Raw genomic sequence first — 20,810 nt, forward strand, 5'->3', positions numbered from 1 at the left:
AAGCACTGCTAATCAATTTAATAACCTCAGAACTCACGCAACTGAGGCTGAATAACAATTTGGTGATTAACAGCTTGTGGTAACAAAGGTGTTAACTTCGCTTCAATGTAATCATTAAAGCCAGCTCTATAAAACGGTGAAAGCGGATGGCCTGATTGCCCACCTGGTATAGCCATTACTGCATTCTCTAAGTGACCTGGTTGAGCAATAAAGCGCTGTGAAGCACCAAAACTAGGGCCTTGTACTGCTGGCATAAAACTATCACCAAAACCTGGAGCTTTAGGCATATTTAATAACTTACTTAATTGAGGGATCTGCTGGGCAAAAGGATGTTCAATGGCAAGCTCATTAACTACTCCCCAGCGCCAGTTTTGCATATTACTACCAAATTTATTGGTTAAATTTGCTATCGTTTTTGTAAACGCACCTGCTAATTGCTCATCCCAACTAGTATAATCAGGACTCAACCAGCTTGTTGGTTGTTGCTTAATTAACTGCCAAACAGCCGGTTCTAAATCTCGTTTTATATACCTAAGTGAGCCAGCTTCTTGCTTAAGCCGAGTTTGCAATGGGCTAAATACTATATTAATGATTTCATCACGAAAGCCCCTTACCAAAGTATAGCCAATTGAATCTGAGCATGCACAAGCTTGCCAATCATTAAGAACCGTTATGTATTGCTGATTAGTATCTACTTGTTTATTTAATTGGCTTAATAACAAAGTGTGCCAAGATTTTAAAAAGCGCGCTTCGTTGTCATGTTGAAGTGTATTAAAATCAGCTTCATCAAAGTGATTTTGTGCAAATAACCTATCTCGTATTTGCGCCGAACGCGCTCCCATTGCATAACCACCGTTACCAAATCGTAGATCATCCGTAGCCGATACAACACGTGAATTCCCAGTCCATAAGCGCGCATCAGTTGGATTTTTGACACTTGGTCTAGCTGACTCATTTTGCTGCCATAATGAGGAATAATCAGCTTCACTAACAGCCAACTCACTCGGTGTTTTACGCGCAGGAATAGCTCCCATATGCTTCCAGGCAGCATTCCCTTGGCTATCAACAACCATTAGGTTTTGCACAGGAATACCGACGTCATTGGCAAGTTCAAGGGCATCATCTACCGTTTTAGCTTGCTCTAATTGCAGCAAGTTCATATCCACTGCATAAGGCATATGAGCAACCCAGCTAAGAGCAAACTGCTTACCATTTATGTCCCGCACAGGGCCATATTCACTCATGGTCAGTAAATATGGCTCAAAGCGCCCATCAGGTAGGGCTATTTGCTCAGTTACTTGCCACGTTTCACTGCTGCTAGTTAAAGCAACCCAATCAGCGGTATCTAAGTAACCATTAGTGAACCCCCAAGCAATATTATTATTAGTTCCAACAACTATGGCTGGCGCGCCAGGAAGAGATACCCCGGTTACCTGATAAGCATGATCGGCATACTGATAATTAAGCTGCGCACGATACCAAATAACGGGTACTCCCATCGACAAGTGCATATCATCTGATAGTAATGCAGCATTATTAGCGGTTAACTGATTAGTGACTGCCCAGTTATTACTTCCTCGCTCTTGGTTGGCCTCAATACGATGATAAACATAACTATGTTGAGTAGGTAGCTCTGGTATACCCTGCTCATACGCTGGTAGTTGACTGCCATCCAGTGGAGCCTGATATGGGCTGGGTTGTGTTATAAACTTCACCATATCAATACCATAAATATCAGCAATTTGAATGAGCGCTTGATCTCGCTCAAAGGTAGCCGTTTGTAAGTCCAAGTACATACTGTATATAACTAATAAGCTATCTTCGCTACGCCAAGGCTTTTGCTTTGCCCCTGTTAATAAGTATTCAAAGCTTACAAACCCAACTTGTGCTAGGCCCTCATTTACTCCAGCGGCATAACTTTGCAATAAGGCTTGATCTTTTAATGGTAATTGCTCAACAATCGACGCACTGCGCTTACGTAGTTGATGAAAACGCATTTTTTTATCAAGCTCTAACGCTGCCTCCCCGAATAATTCACTCAGCTCACCCGCAGCATTACGACGTAATAAATCCATTTGGAAAAAACGATCTTGGCCATGAGCAAAGCCTAGCCCATAAGCAGCATCGTTACGATTACTTGCATTTATAACAGCTTGCCCTAGGTTATCTCGCCCAAGCCGTACCTCGTTGGTTATTGCTTGGCTGCGCCCTTTACCATCAATAGCTGGTAAGCTCAGTGACAAAATACCATAAACAATAGCTGTTGCCGCCAAACCTAAAATGAGTACAATTAAAACCAACCACTTGATGAGCCTTAGCATAACTAAATTCCTTAATTATTTAGTTTCTCCATAATACTCACAGATTTATGAAAAATTAATGTTATTTTGAATGAATCTTTCCATATAACCAAAAATGTTTATTCGTATTTTCAATATTATTGAAAACACTAATAAAATTCGATGATATTGATGTTGGTATTTCTCGTAGAGATTTTTATTTCCGCTAATAATTAGCTATAGTTGAAGTGCCTTATCTTAAAAGTACGTACGCCAATGCCATTGTCACCAACTAAAGACCACATGCAAATATCAAAATTTAAGCTGGCGTTTTGGTTATCTCTTTTATTTATATTAATCACCTGCGTAGTACTCGATAGAATTAACTATAATCGGGCTAAAGAAGCTCATCGCTTACTTATTTTGTCTGAAGTGAGTAATTATAGAGCGCAGCTTGAGTCAACCTTGGTATCAAATATTCAACTTGTTCGTGGCCTTGGTGTAGCAGTAGCTGCAGAGCCAAACTTAGACCAACAACGTTTTACGCAAATTGCAAAACCTTTATTCGCTACATCTTCTGAATTACGTAACATTGGTGCAGCACCCAACATGGTTATTCGTATGACATATCCATTAAAAGGTAATGAAAAGGCTATTGGTCTGAATTTTTTAGAAAATGACAACCAGCGTGCTGACGCAATTCGTGCGCGAGATAGTAATGAAATAGTCATGGCAGGACCTCTCAAACTAATTCAAGGGGAAGAAGCTCTTATCGCCAGAGTGCCCGTTTATCTTACCAAAGACAACTCATTTTGGGGGCTCCTATCAGTTGTGCTAGATATAGAGAAAATTTACGAAAACTCAGGCTTTAACCAATTAAAAAACGATTTTGATGTAGCTATTCAAGGACAAAATGGATTGGGAAGTAATGGCGACTTCTTCTTTGGTAATGCTGATATCCTGACACGTTCACCACTACAGTTAAATTTAACGTTTCAAGGCGGTGAGTGGGAAATATATGTGGCCCCCAAAGCTGGTTGGGCACCTCCAGCATCAACTATTTGGCCTCTTAGGTTTGCGATTATTACTATTCTTGGACTACTGATTTGGGCATTTTTATTCTTTTTAAAAATGCTCAGCCGTCAGCAGCAAAGTGAAAAAATGCTTACCACCATGAGTAGCTTAGCCAAAATTGGCGCTTGGTCTTTTAGTCTTGATAGCAAACAAGTCTATTGGTCAGACACAACTAAAAAGATATTTAAATACCCTCTTGAACAGCAGCCTGATTGGCCAACTAATTTAAATTATTTTAAAGAGGGAGAGAGCCGAGACACAATCAAAGAGCTGGTAGAACGAGCAATTAAATTTGGCGAAAATTATGAAGCTGAAATTGAAATAGTCGACTCGGATGGCCAGGCAATATGGGCTTTAGTACATGGTGAAGCAGAAATGCGTAATGGTCACTGCGTACGTATTTTTGGTTCTTTACAAAATATACACTCTCGTAAATGCAGTGAGCTTGAGAATAATAAAATTGCTCTACACAACGAGACATTAGCTTCGTTAACATCACATAAAGCAATTTTAACAGGTTATCTAAAGCAATCCAAAGACGTAATTACTCAAGCTATATGCCAAGCTTTAAAGGTTGAGCGAGCAAGTATTTGGCTATTTAATGACGATCGAGATATCTTGCAGCCATATGCTAATTACGGCAATTCTTTACCAGATGGAATAACTTTTAAGGCGTGGAAAAAGGATAAAATTAGCACCTTCTTTACTGCGATTGATAATCAGGCTGTGATCAGAGTGTCGAATGCATGCTCAAATGAACTGACGGCCCCACTTTGCGACTCTTATCTTTCTTTATTAGAAATTGAATCCATGTTAATTGTTACTATAGTAGGAGGAAGTGGAGCCATAGGTATTGTGTGTGCTGAGCAATGTTACAACTCTCGAGATTGGTCTCGTAATGAAGAAAGCTTTTTAATTGCCGTTGCAGCCCTCATTGGCAGCTTACACTCAAGTGAACAACGCATTGAAACCGAGCAACAGTTGGTTGCAGCAAAAGAAGCCGCTGAGTATGCAGTAGCTGCAAAAGGTGAGTTTTTAGCGAGTATGAGCCATGAGATTCGCACACCAATGAACGGTGTATTAGGCATGCTTAATATTGTGCAACAAACACAACTCGATCCACAACAATTACACCATATTCAACTAGCGCAATCCTCTGGTCACTCATTACTAAATATCATTAACGATATTTTAGACTTCTCCAAAATTGAAGCTGGCAAACTAGATATTGAATATGTTGCTTTTAATTTACCTAAATTATTAGGGGAAGTTGTGGAATCTTTTGCGCTTAAGGTTGAGCAAAACAATACAAAGCTCATTTTAGATGCAACTAGAATCAACGTAAGTGAAATTATCAGTGATCCAAATAGATTACGTCAGATTATCAATAATTTACTAGGTAATGCCGTAAAATTTACTGAAAATGGCGAAATAATTGTTATTGCTGACTTAAAAGACACCACTGATGGCACCTTCTTACATTGTTCAATCGTTGATACGGGGATTGGCATTAACGCAGATAAACAAGCTCATTTATTTGACTCATTTACTCAAGCAGATACCTCAACTACGCGTCAATATGGTGGCACAGGACTAGGCTTAGCGATTGTTAAACAGCTATGTCATTTAATGAATGGTGAGGTCAACGTCACTAGTGTGCCAGAACAAGGCAGCACGTTTACTTTCTCAATCAAAGTGAAGTCACTTCTAAATCAAGAAAATAGTTTGCCTAGCCATCTGATTAATGACAAACATATATTAATTATAGATAGCTGCCCACTAAACAGTTCGATTGCATATAAACAACTCACTGTATGGGGGGCGCAGCCGACTGTAATTAGTGATTATAACGCACTAAGCCAGCACCTAGGCACAGCTTCAGATGTGATAGACGCGATGATAGTTGACTATAGCTACCTATCAAGCGTCGGTAACGACGACTTAAATCAACTTAAGAATTACTTAAAAATCCACAAAGTAAAACTAATATTAATGGCACCGATGAGCTTTTCCCAAGAAAATGCGAACTTACCAATAGAAGCTGACTGCATTATTTTCAAACCTTTGACCCCTTCTGATTTATTCGATTCACTGGCGAATGATAAGTTTGTAGAACAACAACAAAATAATATTCTCCCGCTAGCAGCAATCAATTCACCAAGCCCTAGTTCTTCAAGTGAAATAAAAATTCTACTAGTTGAAGATAACAAGGTTAACCAAGTGGTTGCCTCTGCACTTTTAAAGCAAGCAGGTATCAATTTTGATATCGCTGAAAATGGTTTAGAAGCAATTGAGACATTAAAAAATAACACTACATCGCCCTATAAATTGTTATTAATGGATTGCCAAATGCCCGAAATGGATGGCTACCAAGCAACTCAAGCCATACGCATGGGTGAAGCCGGTGAAGAATACAGAAATGTTACCATAATAGCGCTTACTGCAAACGCTATGCAGGGGGATAGAGAAAAATGCATAGCAGCAGGCATGAGTGACTACCTTACAAAGCCGCTCGACTTTAATGCTTTAAACCCCAAGTTAGAGCATTGGCTTAGCCAATAAAAACAATAAGGAAAGATAATGGAATTAACAGCCACTCAGCAGCGTGTAATCGGCTGCCTATTAGAAAAACAAAGTACAACCCCTGAACACTACCCGCTGTCTTTAAACAGCCTTGTAAATGCGTGCAACCAAAAATCTAGCAGAGAACCTGTGCTTTGTTTAACACAAAACCAAGTGCAGAACACCTTAGACGAACTTGAAGCGCGACGTCTCGTTACCAAAGATGAGGGCTTATCAGGCCGTGTGACTAAATATGCACACAGGTTTTGTAATACTGAATTTGGTAGCCTCAAGTTTACTGAGCATGAGCGTGCAATTATATGTTTAATGTTACTACGTGGAGCACAAACACCGGGAGAATTGAGAACCCGGAGTAATCGCCTTGCCGATTTTTCTAATGTAGCTGAAGTTGAAGCTGCTCTTAATGCACTTATCTCGCAAGAATATGTAATCAAACACCCGTGCGAAGCAGGTAAAAGAGAAAGCCGTTACAGTCATTTATTCACTGATTCACCAAACGTTGAGTATGCGGTGTCAGACGAGCCAGAGCCAACACAATTAAAAACGCAAGAAATGGACGAATTACTTGCTGAAATAGATGCGTTGAAAACTGAATTACAAAAAATTAAGCAACATTTAGGGCTTTAAATTAAGCGCTATGAATAACATAATATACTCAACCCCCTTAAATAATCAGGAGCTATTAATGCGTGCCGACATAGTGGCGGAAATGAAAGTTCAGCCAAATATAGATATAAGTAATGAAATTAACCGCCGTGTTAGTTTTATCAAAAATCGCCTTGTTGCGGCATATTCTCGCTCATTGGTATTAGGGATTAGCGGCGGCGTTGACTCGTCAACCTGTGGCCGTTTGTGCCAACTTGCTGTTAACCAGTTAAATGAAGAGCAAAATACTGATAAATACCAATTTATCGCTGTACGCTTACCTTATGGAATACAAGCAGATGAAGACGAAGCCCAACTAGCCGTTGATTTTATTCAACCGAGTAAGCGCTTAACCGTCAATATCAAACCCGCGGCGGATGGGATGCATGAACAGGCTCTCGCGGCGATTGTAGGCTGTGGTGAAACCGTGCCAGAACAAGCCCAAGTCGACTTTATTAAAGGTAATGTTAAAGCGCGCCAGCGTATGATAGCGCAATATGAGATCGCCGGTTTTACTCAAGGCTTAGTGGTTGGCACTGATCACAGCGCTGAAAACATTACGGGTTTTTATACCAAGTTTGGTGATGGAGCATGCGATTTGGCGCCACTATTTGGTTTATCAAAACGTCAAGTTAGAGCGCTAGCGAAGGAGCTAGGTGCTCCAGAGCTACTGGTAACTAAAGCGCCAACTGCTGACTTAGAATGCGACCGCCCAGGCTTAACTGATGAAGAAGCGCTAGGTCTTAGCTATGAGCAAATAGATGATTTTTTAGAAGGCAAGCCAGTGACCGATGAAGTAAGTGATAAGCTTATTGCTATATACCTACGTACTCAGCACAAACGCCAAGCTATTCCAACTGTTTATGACGAAGAGTAGTTGTGAGTTAATTCGTACAAAGTAAACACCACCTCAAGGGCAATTAATAGCAACAAAAATGCAATTAATTGCCCACTTTTCATTTTGGCACATAAATATCGAGCATAATAAAGTATGGTTATAGTGATAATACTCAACACATTGATCGAATAAACTCGTTAATTCGTAAAAAGTTTAATAAGCCAATGAGACTATAGGTGAAATGCTACTGTAATTTAGTTTATAGTGACTAGAATTAAAACATCGCGTTTAGTAGAGAGCTGCCACATTTATGACATCGCCGATTTTGATAACTGGCGCAGGCCAACGTATAGGTTTAGCGCTCGCAAAACACCTGCGCAGCGCAGGGCAAAAAGTAATTATTACTTACCGCACACGCCACAGCTCAATCGATGAATTAGAATCATTGGGAATAACATGTTTGCCCGCTGATTTTAAAAGTAATGAAACAATATTTGATTTCATCGCAACATTAAAAAGCCACACTCAGTCACTAAAAGCTATTATTCACAATGCCTCAAGCTGGGATTGCGAAGCCAATAATCCAGACAGTGCTGACTTATTTGATAATATGATGCGCATCCATGCCAAAGCACCTTATTTAATTAATTTAAATTGTGCTGATCTTTTAATAGCGCATCAAAACAATGAACATACCCCAGCTGATATTATTCATCTAACTGACTATGTTGTTGAAACAGGTAGCCCAAAACATCTCGCCTATGCAGCAAGTAAAGCTGCACTAGATAACCTAACACGATCTTTTTCAGCTAAGTTTGCACCGCAAATTAAAGTGAACTCTGTTGCTCCCTCGTTGATTATATTTAATCAGGACGACGACGAAGCTTATCGCAAAAAAACGCTAAAAAAATCCCTGATGGGTATTGAGCCTGGTTGCCAAGAAATTATTAACAGCGTCGAACTATTACTAAATAGCCATTACATCACTGGGCGTTCAATTCCAGTGGATGGTGGTAGACATTTAAAATAACGTATTTAAAAATTGAGAACTTTATGCACAATGAATTAAAGAATAGCTACCAAGAAATAATCAGTGCTGTGGGTGAAGATCCACAACGTGAAGGCTTGCTTGATACACCTAAGCGCGCAGCTAAAGCGATGGAGTATTTAACTAAAGGCTATCGCGAAACACTCGATGAAATTACCAATAATGCAGTATTCACATCAGATGCCGATGATATGGTATTAATACAAGATATTGAGCTTTATTCAATGTGTGAGCACCACCTATTGCCTTTTGTTGGACGTTGCCACATTGCCTACATTCCAAATGGTAAAGTATTAGGCTTATCTAAGTTTGCACGTATTGTAGATATGTACGCACGACGTTTTCAAATTCAAGAACAATTAACCCATCAAATAGCCAAAGCCGTTGAAGAAGTTACGGGCGCGAAAGGTGTTGGCGTTATAGTGGAAGCAAAACACATGTGTATGATGATGCGCGGTGTTGAAAAGCAAAACTCAAGCATGCGTACATCGGTTATGCTAGGTAACTTTAGGGCTGATCCTAAAACCCGCAATGAGTTTTTACAATTGATAAAAGGTTAACCTATGGCCAATGCGATAATTAATGTTACTAACTTGCGGCTGCGCACCTTTATCGGCTTTAACCCTGAAGAACGTGAAAAAAAGCAAGATGTAGTGATTAATCTAGAAATCCATTACCCTGCTGAGCAAGCGTGTGAAACCGATGAGGTTGATCAAGCTTTAAACTACAAAGTGATCACCAAAAAGGTGATAAACATAGTAGAAAACGGGCATTTTTTGCTTTTAGAAAAACTCGTAGCAGAGATTTTAGCTGCTTGCCATAGTCACAACAGTGTACATTATGCAAAAGCACGTGTAGATAAACCACATGCGTTACGCTTCGCTGATTCAGTATCCCTCACACTTGATTGGGTGAAGCCTTAAATCACTTTATCTAAGCCTACGGCAAAGGCCAGCACCATCAAATAGCGTGTCCCTTTGCCAAGTGCGACCAAGCATATAAATGTCCACCAGTGCACCTTAAAAATCCCCCCAACAACAGTGAGCGGATCACCTACTATGGGTAGCCACGCAAACAATAAACTATACACACCGTATTTTTCAAAACGCACTTGGGCTTTGTCTATATTTGTTTGCGAAACCGGAAACCATTTACGATCTTTAAACCGCATTACTTGTGTACCCAGCCAGTAATTAATACAACTACCTAAAACATTACCCACAGTGGCTGCCAACCACAATAGCCAAAGCAGGTAGTCTCCCTGCGTTATCATGGCCATTAACACAACCTCTGAAGAGCTGGGTAATAAGGTTGCCGAGATGAATGCCGTTAAAAATAAGCTTAAATACGCCATATTTCTCTATTGGTTAAGCAAATAAAAACCCAGCAATGTTGCTGGGTTTTTATAATTAATTTGATAAATTATTTTATCAAATTTAACGTAATTGGGTAGTTAAACTCTTTACCATCATTAGCTTTTATAGCTCCAATCACCACCATAACGAATGAAAATACAGCTACGATAGGAAGTAAAATAACGCCAATCACAACAAACATTAAAATAAAACAGATAATGTAAGCTATCAGCATAGTGATTTGAAAGTTTAACGATTTTTTACCATGCTCATTCACAATCGGCATTTCATCTTTTTTGATTAACCAAACGATTAATGGGCCAATAATACTGCCCATTGGCACAATAAACCCTGCCAATGCGCTTAAATGACATAGCATTGCCCATGTACGCTGCTCTTTATCTACTTCAACTGGTTCAACCTGTTGATTTTCTTCCATTACAACCTCCTTTTTTATCTATATTGACGGTTTTAAGGCTTGATGTCTATAAAACAACCAACAATAAAAATTTAATTAAAACATTGACGAATACTCAGGTTACGAAACTTTAAACAGAATGCATTTACAACTATCGAAAACAAGAACGGTAAAAGTCATTAATAGTAAAGAGCTAGCAATTCTTTTTGCTACTTGTTAGCTCAGACTCACAACGAATAATCAAACAACTGCAACAATTTATATTACAAAATGTGCTCTGGTAGCGCTGTGATAAAAAAGTGATAACTTTGTGAAAGTTTCTTGAGGTGGTTATTCAATACTTAGCCTGAATCATCACTTACAGGAAATAACAATGAAAGCTTCAGCATTTACAGTCGCAACTCTTTTAGTAGTAGCTAGCCAATCAACACTGGCAGCAGAGCTAGAAGTAGAAATTACTAACCTTACCAAAGGCCTTTACTTCACTCCGGTGCTAATAACAGCCCACGATAGCGAAGACAAATTATTTGAAGTAGCAACCGAAGCCTCTTCTGCATTGCAAGCAATGGCAGAAGGCGGCGATATTTCAGCACTTGTTACTCAAGCATCAGCGTCGAGCAGCGATATTGCAGAAAACCCAGCAGCTGGTTTATTGGCACCAGCGGCGTCTGCAACAGCAGGGTTAACAACTACCGATGGCAACGAATACCTATCTGTAACCGCTATGCTACTTCCAACAAATGATGGGTTTGTAGGTCTCGATAGCTGGAAAGTCCCAACAGAAGCAGGCACTTATACTGTTTACCTAAATGGCTATGATGCAGGCACCGAAGCAAATAACGAGCTTGTAGTAGACGGCTCAGGTGCACCAGGTGTATTAGGTATCCCTGCAGCGCCGGGCGGCCAAGCAGGCACTAACGGTACCGGTATTACAACTGGCGACACAAATACTATGGTTCACATTCATCCGGGGGCCCTAGGCGATGACGACCTTGAAAGTGGTAATAGTGATTTAAATAACACGGTACACAGATGGTTAAACCCTGTTGCAAAATTAACTGTGACGGTTAAATAGGAGAGTTAATTATGTCATCTCTTTCTAATTTTAAAAAAAGTGCCCTTATTTTAATGTTAGCCAGCTCACTAGCCGCATGTGGCGACAACGACAATAGCGACCCGATTGAAGATCAAGAACCTGTAGTTGTTGTTGAACCAGAACCTGTCGTTTATGAGTTTACTATCACTTTTAGTAACTTAACGGCTGGCCAACCGCTATCCCCCCTGTCAGTGATTGCATTTGATGAAACCCCACCATGGAAATTTGGTGAGACGGCTTCTGTCGGTTTAGAAATGATTGCTGAAAGCGGCGCTAATGAAGAGTACCTTAGTGACGAAAATGCACTTGCTTCAGTCTCGGCTGAAGGCGGTATTGGCCCTGGCGAAACAACCTCTGTAACTCTCTTAGTTGATGCACAAGATGTTCTTAATTTATCTTTTGCTGCAATGCTTGGGAATACAAATGACGCTTTTACCGGTCTTAGTTCTGTAGATATATCAACACTGGAAGTAGGCAGTTCAATATCAAGAACAACGCCAGCTTACGATGCAGGTACGGAAGCGAATACAGAAACAGCTGACACTGTGCCGGGTCCCGCTGCTAGCGGCGAAGGGTTTAATGAAATACGCGACGATATTGCAGATATAATCACAATGCACCCAGGTATTGTGTCTAATCAAGATGGCTTATCAACCTCTGCACTAGCTGCCGAACAAAAGTTTGATAACCCAGTATCGAAAATCGTGATCACTCGTACACAGTAAAACAGCTTGTAATGGGGAAGTGAGGCGACACGGATGTCCCTTTTTTACGAGGTTAACTATGCGGCACGAAAAAATACTGGTAGTAGAAGACGACAGAGAAATAGGACAATTAATAACAACGCAACTTGCTTCGTTAAATTTGCATGTTGATCATGTTGTAAGCGCTGAGCTCGCACTTAAGAAAATAGCAAAACAATCATACGGGCTTATTTTACTGGATATAAACCTGCCACAAATGGATGGCTTGAGCCTATGCCGTAAAATTAAAGAGCACTACCCTACCATCTCCGTTATTTTACTTACCGCGCTCAGTAGCGATATGGACCGCGTAATTGGACTTGAAATGGGCGCTGATGACTATATTTGCAAACCCTTTTTTGCTCGCGAATTACAAGCCCGCGTTAAAACACAATTACGCCATCGCTCACAGCTTCTAGCTATTCAAAATAACGAAAATGACAGCCCATGCAAAGAACAAACGCTAAATATAGGCTCACTCAATATTGAATTTAGCTCACACCAAGTTTATTTAGACGAACAGGCACTTAACCTCACCGCCACTGAATTTGATTTACTGGTTTATTTTGCTCGCCATCCAAACCATGTTTTTAGTCGCCAGCAATTGCTCGACAAAGTATGGGGGTATCAACACAGCGGGTACGAGCATACCGTTAACTCACACATAAATAGGTTACGCGCTAAGCTTGAGCTACACCATCAAGCGCCGATTATCGAAACCGTTTGGGGCGTTGGCTACAAACTAAATCCAAGCCAACTTACTTAAGAGCCTTATTATGAACCTATCTTTGTATCAAAAATTAGCGGTGTCGTTGGTTGTTATATTTTGTTTTATTTGCGCACTAGTTTATAGCTGGAGTAAACAACTGGAGCTCACCTCAAAGCATCATGGCGAGCAAAACCTGCACTTAGCCCTTGCTGAGCATTTAGTACAAGATAACCCATTAATAAAAGAAGGTGTATACGATTACGCAGCCCTAGAAAACCTATTTCATACCTTAATGTTATTAGGCCCCGCATTTGAGTTTTATTTTGTAGATGAAAACGGAAAAATCCTCACTTACTCAGCAGAGCCTGGTAAAGTTAAACTCACTAATATTAATTTAGCACCTTTAAAAAAGCTGATTAACAACCCAGATGCAGCACCAATTTATGGAGATAACCCAAGAAATAAAGCGCAGCAAAAAATATTCTCCGTAGCGCCTGTATTTAATAACGATAAGTTGCAAGGTTACTTATATGTAATTATTGGGGGCGAAGCTTACGACACATCTTTAAACACAATCAAAAATAATGATAAGTTATGGCTAGCTGCTTTATGGTTGGGTTCTGCGTTTGTATTTTTACTAATTGCGATGCTTATTTTACTTCGCTTTTTTACCAATCCTATTCAACGATTAGCTCATGATGTAAGCAACATTGAAGCGGCTAATTACAATATCACCGATACAAAACTCAGTAATTATTCAACACAAAAGAACAACGAAGTGCACAGTTTAGGCCGTAACATTCAAGCTATGGTTACTCGTATTGACGAGCAATTTAAAGCTCTTGAGCAAAGCGATAAACAGCGCAAAGAGCTTCTTACCCATTTATCTCACGACTTACGAACGCCACTTGCCTCTTTGCAGGGGTTTTTAGAAGTGCTTAATCAATCGGGCTCACAATTAAGCGTTAAAGAACAACATGAGTATTTGCATGTTTCACTTAATAACTGCGCTCAGCTTAAGCAGCTTATTGAGCAGATTTTTGAGCTTGCCCATTTAGAAAGCGGTGAAATAAACATCCTCAAAGAAACCTTTAATTTAGGTGAACTTATTTACGATTGCATTGCCAAGTTTTCACTAACCGCCGAGAAAAAAGGACTTAATTTAACCGTAGAGCCTGCAATTTGCGATTTTCCTGTCGTTGCCGATATTGCAAAACTTGAGCGTGTGTTGAGTAATTTAATCGATAACGCAATAAGGCACACAGCTGGAGGCGGCAGCATAGCTGTACACGTTAAGCGTATTGATCAAAAGCAATTATTTGTGCAGGTTTCTGATACCGGTGTGGGTATTAAACATGATGAACTGAACGCTATCTTTAATGCTCATTACCAAGCAAGCAACTCTAATAAAGAAGGGCGCCAACAAGGTGGCTTAGGACTAGCTATTTGTAAAGGCTTACTAAAACTTATGGACAGTGAAATAAAGGTTCAAAGTGAAATAGGTAAAGGGACAATGTTTAGCTTTAACTTGCCACAAAGAATAAAGGCATAGCCGTTGGCTATACCTTTAGAACATTAATTAATTTTTATTGTAGTTAGTTTTTAATACCAGCTAAATCAAGTATAAACGCATAATTTAAAGCAGTATCTTCAAGGCTTTTAAAGCGACCAGATGCGCCGCCATGCCCAGCTTCCATATCTATTTTAAACAGTAGTTTATTATCGTCTGTTTTATAATCACGCAGCTTAGCAACCCATTTAGCGGGTTCAAAGTATTGTACTTGTGAATCATGTAGACCTGTTGTCACCAGCATATTTGGATAAGCTTGTTTGCTTACTTGATCATAAGGAGAATACGACAACATGTAGTCATAATACACTTTGTCATTCGGGTTACCCCATTCTCCATACTCATTCGTTGTCAGCGGAAGGCTTGCATCAAGCATCGTAGTCACCACATCAACAAACGGCACTGCTGCTACCATTCCCTGATAAAGCTCAGGAGCCTGATTAGCCACCGCGCCCATTAATAATCCACCAGCGCTACCACCCATAGCAAATATCTGATTTTCATCGCCATATTGCTGTTTTACTAAGCCCTTAGTGACATCAACGAAATCGTTAAACGTATTCTTCTTATTAAGTAGTTTGCCATCTTCATACCAAGGGCGCCCCAGCATTTGCGAACCACGAATATGAGCAATGGCAAATACAAAGCCCCGATCGAGTAAGCTTAAGCGAGAGCTTGAGAAGCTAGGATCCATTGTCGCACCGTATGAACCATACGCATATTGCAATAATGGATTGGTGCCATCTTGTTTAAATTTATCTTTGCGATAAACCAAGCTCACCGGTACTTTCACGCCATCACGAGCATTAATAAATAAGCGCTCCGATGCGTAATTATCAGCATTAAAATCACCGACGACTTTTAACTGTTTGAGTAAGGTTTTTTCAGCGCTATCTAAATCAATATCGTATGAGGTACCTGGGGTTGTCATACTGGCATAATAAACACGTAAACTTGGGTTATCTAACTCGTTATTGCCATAAGCATGAACCATATAACTACTATCATTGAAGCTCAATGTTTGCTCATCGCCCGATGTTAAGTTGCGCACAGTTAAACGAGATTGACCCATTTCACGCTCTTTATAAACAAGGTGATTGGCAAATAAATCAACTCCTTCGAGTTTAATATCGTCGCGCGGTGCAATCACCGTTTGCCAATTCGTTTTATCGTGCGCTTTGTTTTTATGTACCTTCATTAGCTGAAAGTTAACTGCATCTAAATTCGTTACAATGTAGTACCAATCACCATGCTTAGATATATCGTATTCAAGGTTTTCTTCACGCTCAATTAGGCGCTTGGCTTGTGCTTTAATATTGTTAGCATCGATAACCGATACGCCTGACGCGCTGGTGCTACTATGCCAAATATAAATTTCTTGCTTATCTTTACTTTTACCTAGGCCGGTGTAATAACTGGTATTGGTTTCTTCATATACTAGCTCATCTTCTGATTGGGCCGACCCAAGCGTATGACGATATACTTGATAACCTAATAATGTTTGTAAGTCTTTTTTGATGTAGTAAAAGGTTTTATTGTCATTGGCCCAAACAATATCGCCACTAGTGCCCTCAAGCTTATCTTTTAACAGCTCGCCCGTGGTTAAGTCTTTTACTAAAACAGTATAAATACGACGACTAACAGTGTCTTCTCCATATGCAAGGAGATTACCGTTAGGGCTGACAGACAGACCCGTCGCTGAATAATAATCATGGCCTTCAGCCAATTTATTTACATCTAAAATAACCGTTTGATCAGCGCCTTTAGCATCGGTGCTACGTACATACGTTGGATATTCATTATCACCACGCGTTTGTGATGAATAAAAATACTCTCCACTTTTGGTCGGCACTGAATCATCATCTTTTTGAATACGCCCTTTTAGCTCTTCAAATAAAGTCGCCTGAAGATTTTTTGTATGCGCGAGCTGTTGGTCGGTGTAAGCATTTTCAGCATTAAGGTATGCAATAACAGCAGGGTCTTTACGTTCATCATCACGCATCCAGTAATAATTATCGATGCGAGTATCCTCATGTATGGTCATTTCATGAGGCACTTTTTTTGCCACTGGCGCAATCACTTGAGTTTGCTCAGCCACACTTTGAGTGTTGTTAATTATTGATTGTTTTTTTTGTTCTGGGGCTTTATCGCATGCCGATAAAACAGCGACAGATAGCGCTGCGAGCGCAAAAGAATGGAGAGTTTTCATAGTATTCCCTAAAATTATTATTTTTCCATGTTCCATAATATATATGTACTTGTATGTTACCAATAGCGCTTTGTAACACAATGTAAAAAGGGAGCCGAAGCTCCCTTTATTAACTATCAATATTTACTAGTTAACCATTATTTTTGTTTACGACGACGCATAAACGCAAATGGTGCAACAAGTAATGATAACCAAGCTAGTGAACCTGATGCGTCATTATCATCGTCGTCATTAGAGCGAAGATTATTTACATCAATTTCAACACTTACAGCTTTAGATACATACCCTTTACTATCTTCAGCTTGAACGCTGAATACAATTTCGTTATCAAATTCATAGTCTATTTCACCCATAGTGACAATTGAACCATCAAGCTCAACCTTAACTAATGTTGTTCCCGATACAATGAAACGAGTAATAGGTGAAGTCTCTGCATCCGGGTCTGAGAATGCTAGTTGACCTAGCACTGTACCAAGCGGCACATTTTCATCCGTGCGGAACTTCTGACCACCTTCAATAACCGGTGCATGAGCTTTAGGGTCGGCAGTTACGTTAAGCATAACTTGCATAACCTCAGATTCAAGACCGCTGTCATCCATTACTGTTACATCTAATGCAATTGTAGGCGTATCGTAGTAACTCATGCTACCTGATACAACTAGCTCGCCTTTATCATTCACACTTACAGCGTTACTATTAGTAACTTTACCACCAGTCACTGTAGTGGCTGAGCTCTCAAATAATGTGTAATCAAGCATGCCAATTACCGTACCTTCAGCAGCCGTTTCAATCACACTAAAACTTTGCCCCGATGCAACAACAGGTAATTCATCGGCATCATTAGTGATCATAACCTTAATCATCGCTGCTTCTGATTCAGTACCAAGTAAATCAGTCGCTTTCACTGTCAATGTAATTTCTTTCACATCTGATTCAAAATCTAATAAGCTGCTGTCTTCTACGATAATATCACCAGTTTCAGCATCAACCATTAAACCAGGTGCTGACATATCAACTACAGTGAAGTTTGTAATACGTAAAGCAGGCTCTTCAACAAATTCAACACGTCCAATAGTAATACCATCAAGCGCCATTTCGTTGATTGAAAGTTCAGCAGCAACAATGTCAGGAACGGCCGGCATTTCAGGCATGTCCGTCATAGAGTTAGTGTAAACATCCGTTCCAGTGTAAGAAGCAAGAGCAAAGTCACCTTCTGCTGTTACAACCGCTTTTTGTCCTGGAGCTAACTCTAACACTTTAGTATCAGCATCTTCAGTCGATGTTAAATCTACTACAGGGTTTGCACCAAATACTGTCGAGCCGACTACACTGTCAGTTTCAGAGTAAACGCCATTTTGATAGCTTGGGTAACCTACAGAAGCCGCAATGTTAACAGTACCACCTAACATATTTGCATCTAAGCCCATTAGTTCACTACAACCAGAGAAAGTAACTGTGTCTTCACCAGCTGCATGGAACATCGGAGTTCCCCACTGCCAACCGTCAACACCATCAGCATCAATTGTGCCAATTAACGTACGGCTACGACCTGGTATTTCAGCATCACGACCTACATCATTTAGGTTCATCATAAAGTGATCATAAACACCATCATTGTCAGTATCTAAGTTCATGCGAACACCAACTTGGCGCATGTGAGTGATCTCATCACGGAGCTGGATAGAAGATGTAATAAACACGCCTGAATCACAGGTCTCAGATAGATAAGCAGCAAACGTTGTACTTAAGATATCAAAATCTGCATCTGCGTTTACTTCACTTGTTGCAATTACAGATTCAGCAACTGGATAAGCCGTTGCAGCACCTACGTTGGTTACAACTAACTCGCCAACACCATTTACTTCTTCATATGAGAATTCAAGCTCAGCACCCGCCTTAGGTAATGCATGATAAACAAGGTGTAAAGCGTGGTCTGAATCAGCATCTGCAGTATCATCAAATACGAGTGCACCATCAAACTCTGCCATTGTAAGTGAAGGGCTACGAGCAGCTAAGTCATCTGTATCAAATGGATTTTCTAGAGTCCACTCATGTAGTTTAGTTGGGTCAACTGTCATCGTTACATCGAATGTAGTTTCTGAATTAGCTGTAACCGTTACACTGCGTGGGATGTCGAAGCTCACGGCGCCGCTGTCGGCATCATTCATGTAACGCTCTTCAATTCGAAGGTCGTATGTTTTATCTTCATCAGAGAAGTTTTTAAGCGTTACAGTTTTCATGAAGCTAGTCGCTTCAGTCATGCGCTCTAAACCAAACGATAATGCAGCTTGTGCTGTTTGATACTCATCATTTTGGACCCATGCTGCAACAGGTAAGCTCACAGCTTTATCAACATCAACTAAACCAGCTCCAATAGAGCTAATTGGTGCAAGTGGCGAATCAGGGTTAATCGAAACTGGGTCAACGGTAACGTTTAAGTCTGCCGCATTCATGATAGTCGCTTTGATTTCAAGCGCAGTACGATCTGGGTGAGCCTCACGCACAAGTGCAACTGCACCTGCTGTAATAGGACCAGAGAAAGAAGTACCTGTTGCTGGAGCAAGGCCATCTTGAGTACCTGTAGCTGCAACCATGATGTCAGTACCAGGAGCTGTAATTTCAGGTTTTAACAAGCCGTCCATTGATGGACCACGCGATGAGAACGATGCAACAGCACCTGCTGTTACTTTACGCTCAACGGTAATATCATAAGTTGCAACTTCACCTGCTTCTAATGCTGCTTTCATCGCTGCACCAGCTGCAAAATTAATACCTACATTAGGAATGGTAACAGCAGCATCAAAACCACCCATTGGTGCAGGTGTGCCGTCGTCAACATTATTTGCGATAAATACAAATGCCGCTCCACGGTTTTGTGCACTTAATACTTTTTGAGTAAAGTTACATGCACCCCGATCTATGATTACCGCTTTACCTGTAAAATCTGTTTCTTCTGAAAATTCAACACAGCCATCTTGATTTTCTTCTGGGTATACTACTTCGGCATCCGCTTCTGTCATTGCAAAAGCCGTTTGTGGGCCAAAGCCTGAAGGCTGAATAACTGTTTCTTCACCGGCTACGGTGCCTGATGCCACACCTACATCATTAGCAGGGTGAGTCATCGCACCAACAGACAATGCATTAGGTGTAGTTGATGGACCACCAATACGGAACGGGTTATCACCATCATTACCAGCAGAAATAACAACATTTACACCCGCGTCAACAGCTTGTTGGATTAAAAATTGTGTACCACCGCCAATATAAGTATCACCAAACTCTCCGCCTAGTGACATATTAATAACATCAACGCGGTCAGCGGTATCGCCATCACCATTTGGATCCATCGCCGCTTCAAGAGCTGATACTTGCGCAGCGCTTGGGCAACCACCACCACACACAGAGTAAACATAAAGCTCAACTTCTGGCGCTATACCGGTAACTGAGTGAGAAACTGACGTACCATGGCTTGTTGGTGCATCTTCTTCTGTTGGTGTTTCAGGGTCATTTTCAATAGGGTCAGCATCATCACGCATAAAGTCGTAGCCGCCTATTACTTGCCCTTGTGGCCAAGTAACAGATGTTGGATCAGCTTGTGCAGCTTCATATGCTTCAACAGTACCTTCACCACCAAAGATAGAATGGGTATAATCAATACCGGTATCTAACACAGCAACCGTTTGAGTAGAACCAGTGACAGTGCCGTTAGTTACTAAAGGAGAAGCCTTAATATAATCAGCCGTTGCTGCTACATGAAGGTCGTAGTCAAACATTGGAAGTACGCGCTCTACACGTGGGTCATTCTTTATTTTTTCAAGTGCACCTGGGCTTGCTTGAACAATAAGAGTCGGAGCCAATATTTTGGTTTCCCCAAGGACTTTTACGTTGCTATCAAGAGAGAAGAGCTTGTCTTTAACTTGGTTTTGCAGTGAAGATACATTGTCATAGCTTGTACGAGCACTTGATACGCTATACGTGCCTTGCTCCATCATATCTGCTGCAGTGGTTGCTTTTAATACCACTAAGAATGATGTTGGCTCTTTTTTATCAGCTACATCTGCTTGCGAAATTGATGTATAGCTGGTGTGTTTAAGTGCACTTTGATTTAATGTATTTGCACTAGCAGCACCTGCGATTAATACGCTGGTTACGGCAGTTGCAACAGCTGTTTTTTTTATTAGATTTCTAGACATGGTTTCCCCTGGATGAGTTATGTATTATTGTGTCTAACGTAGGTTAAAAA

The 20,810-nt window shown here is 40.5% G+C and carries 15 protein-coding genes; 10 read left to right on the forward strand and 5 right to left on the reverse strand.

From position 1 onward, the window contains the following. Positions 1-26: 26 nt before the first annotated feature. On the reverse strand, positions 27-2,321 hold the full coding sequence (locus tag B5G52_RS03070) for a penicillin acylase family protein (protein ID WP_087531230.1): 2,295 nt from the start codon (positions 2,319-2,321) through the stop codon (positions 27-29). Between the two features lie 261 nt (positions 2,322-2,582). On the opposite strand from B5G52_RS03070, the gene B5G52_RS03075 reads away from it, so the two are divergent. The 6 genes from B5G52_RS03075 to folX all read left to right on the forward strand — a co-directional run bounded on the left by B5G52_RS03075 (position 2,583) and on the right by folX (position 9,390). Then, a complete protein-coding gene (locus B5G52_RS03075) occupies positions 2,583-5,915 on the forward strand; it encodes an ATP-binding protein (RefSeq protein WP_254911133.1) in 3,333 nt (1,110 codons plus the stop codon). 18 nt (positions 5,916-5,933) lie between these two features. Then, the gene (locus B5G52_RS03080; RefSeq protein WP_087531232.1) at positions 5,934-6,563 is read left to right on the forward strand and encodes a YceH family protein; all 630 of its coding nucleotides are present in this window, start codon (positions 5,934-5,936) and stop codon (positions 6,561-6,563) included. A 58-nt stretch (positions 6,564-6,621) separates the two neighbouring features. Next, complete coding sequence (nadE, locus tag B5G52_RS03085; protein ID WP_087531233.1) at positions 6,622-7,458, forward strand: ammonia-dependent NAD(+) synthetase; 837 nt, start codon at positions 6,622-6,624, stop codon at positions 7,456-7,458. Positions 7,459-7,729: 271 nt separating this feature from the next. Continuing rightward, on the forward strand, positions 7,730-8,449 hold the full coding sequence (gene folM / locus B5G52_RS03090) for a dihydromonapterin reductase (protein ID WP_087531234.1): 720 nt from the start codon (positions 7,730-7,732) through the stop codon (positions 8,447-8,449). Positions 8,450-8,472: 23 nt separating this feature from the next. Beyond that, a complete protein-coding gene (gene folE / locus B5G52_RS03095; RefSeq protein WP_087531235.1) occupies positions 8,473-9,027 on the forward strand; it encodes a GTP cyclohydrolase I FolE in 555 nt (184 codons plus the stop codon). A gap of 3 nt (positions 9,028-9,030) precedes the next feature. Next, complete coding sequence (gene folX / locus B5G52_RS03100) at positions 9,031-9,390, forward strand: dihydroneopterin triphosphate 2'-epimerase (protein WP_087531236.1); 360 nt, start codon at positions 9,031-9,033, stop codon at positions 9,388-9,390. On the opposite strand, the gene B5G52_RS03105 is transcribed toward folX, so the two are convergent. Together B5G52_RS03105 and B5G52_RS03110 are read right to left on the reverse strand one after the other, a co-directional pair. Then, positions 9,387-9,821, reverse strand: coding sequence for a YqaA family protein (locus B5G52_RS03105; protein WP_087531237.1), 435 nt, complete (start codon positions 9,819-9,821; stop codon positions 9,387-9,389). The two genes, folX and B5G52_RS03105, sit on opposite strands and share 4 nt — an antisense overlap. 68 nt (positions 9,822-9,889) lie before the next feature. Continuing rightward, a complete protein-coding gene (locus B5G52_RS03110) occupies positions 9,890-10,261 on the reverse strand; it encodes a DUF4870 domain-containing protein (RefSeq protein ID WP_087531238.1) in 372 nt (123 codons plus the stop codon). A 352-nt stretch (positions 10,262-10,613) separates the two neighbouring features. Between B5G52_RS03110 and B5G52_RS03115 the strand changes: the two genes are divergently transcribed. Genes B5G52_RS03115 through B5G52_RS03130 form a run of 4 tightly spaced genes read left to right on the forward strand, consistent with a single transcriptional unit; the run spans position 10,614 to position 14,340 of the window. Then, positions 10,614-11,315, forward strand: coding sequence for a spondin domain-containing protein (locus B5G52_RS03115; RefSeq protein ID WP_087531239.1), 702 nt, complete (start codon positions 10,614-10,616; stop codon positions 11,313-11,315). An 11-nt stretch (positions 11,316-11,326) separates the two neighbouring features. After that, positions 11,327-12,061 (forward strand): spondin domain-containing protein, encoded by a 735-nt coding sequence (locus tag B5G52_RS03120; protein WP_087531240.1) that lies wholly within the window; start codon positions 11,327-11,329, stop codon positions 12,059-12,061. Positions 12,062-12,119: 58 nt separating this feature from the next. Then, complete coding sequence (locus tag B5G52_RS03125; RefSeq protein WP_087531241.1) at positions 12,120-12,845, forward strand: response regulator transcription factor; 726 nt, start codon at positions 12,120-12,122, stop codon at positions 12,843-12,845. Positions 12,846-12,855: 10 nt separating this feature from the next. Continuing rightward, positions 12,856-14,340 (forward strand): ATP-binding protein, encoded by a 1,485-nt coding sequence (locus tag B5G52_RS03130; protein WP_087531242.1) that lies wholly within the window; start codon positions 12,856-12,858, stop codon positions 14,338-14,340. Between the two features lie 43 nt (positions 14,341-14,383). On the opposite strand, the gene B5G52_RS03135 is transcribed toward B5G52_RS03130, so the two are convergent. Both B5G52_RS03135 and B5G52_RS03140 read right to left on the reverse strand, forming a co-directional pair. Beyond that, a complete protein-coding gene (locus B5G52_RS03135) occupies positions 14,384-16,567 on the reverse strand; it encodes a S9 family peptidase (protein ID WP_087531243.1) in 2,184 nt (727 codons plus the stop codon). A gap of 137 nt (positions 16,568-16,704) precedes the next feature. After that, a complete protein-coding gene (locus B5G52_RS03140; RefSeq protein ID WP_087531244.1) occupies positions 16,705-20,760 on the reverse strand; it encodes a S8 family serine peptidase in 4,056 nt (1,351 codons plus the stop codon). Positions 20,761-20,810 lie beyond the last annotated feature (50 nt).

The sequence above is a fragment of the Pseudoalteromonas sp. A601 genome (genome assembly GCF_002165575.1).
Lineage (GTDB): Bacteria > Pseudomonadota > Gammaproteobacteria > Enterobacterales > Alteromonadaceae > Pseudoalteromonas.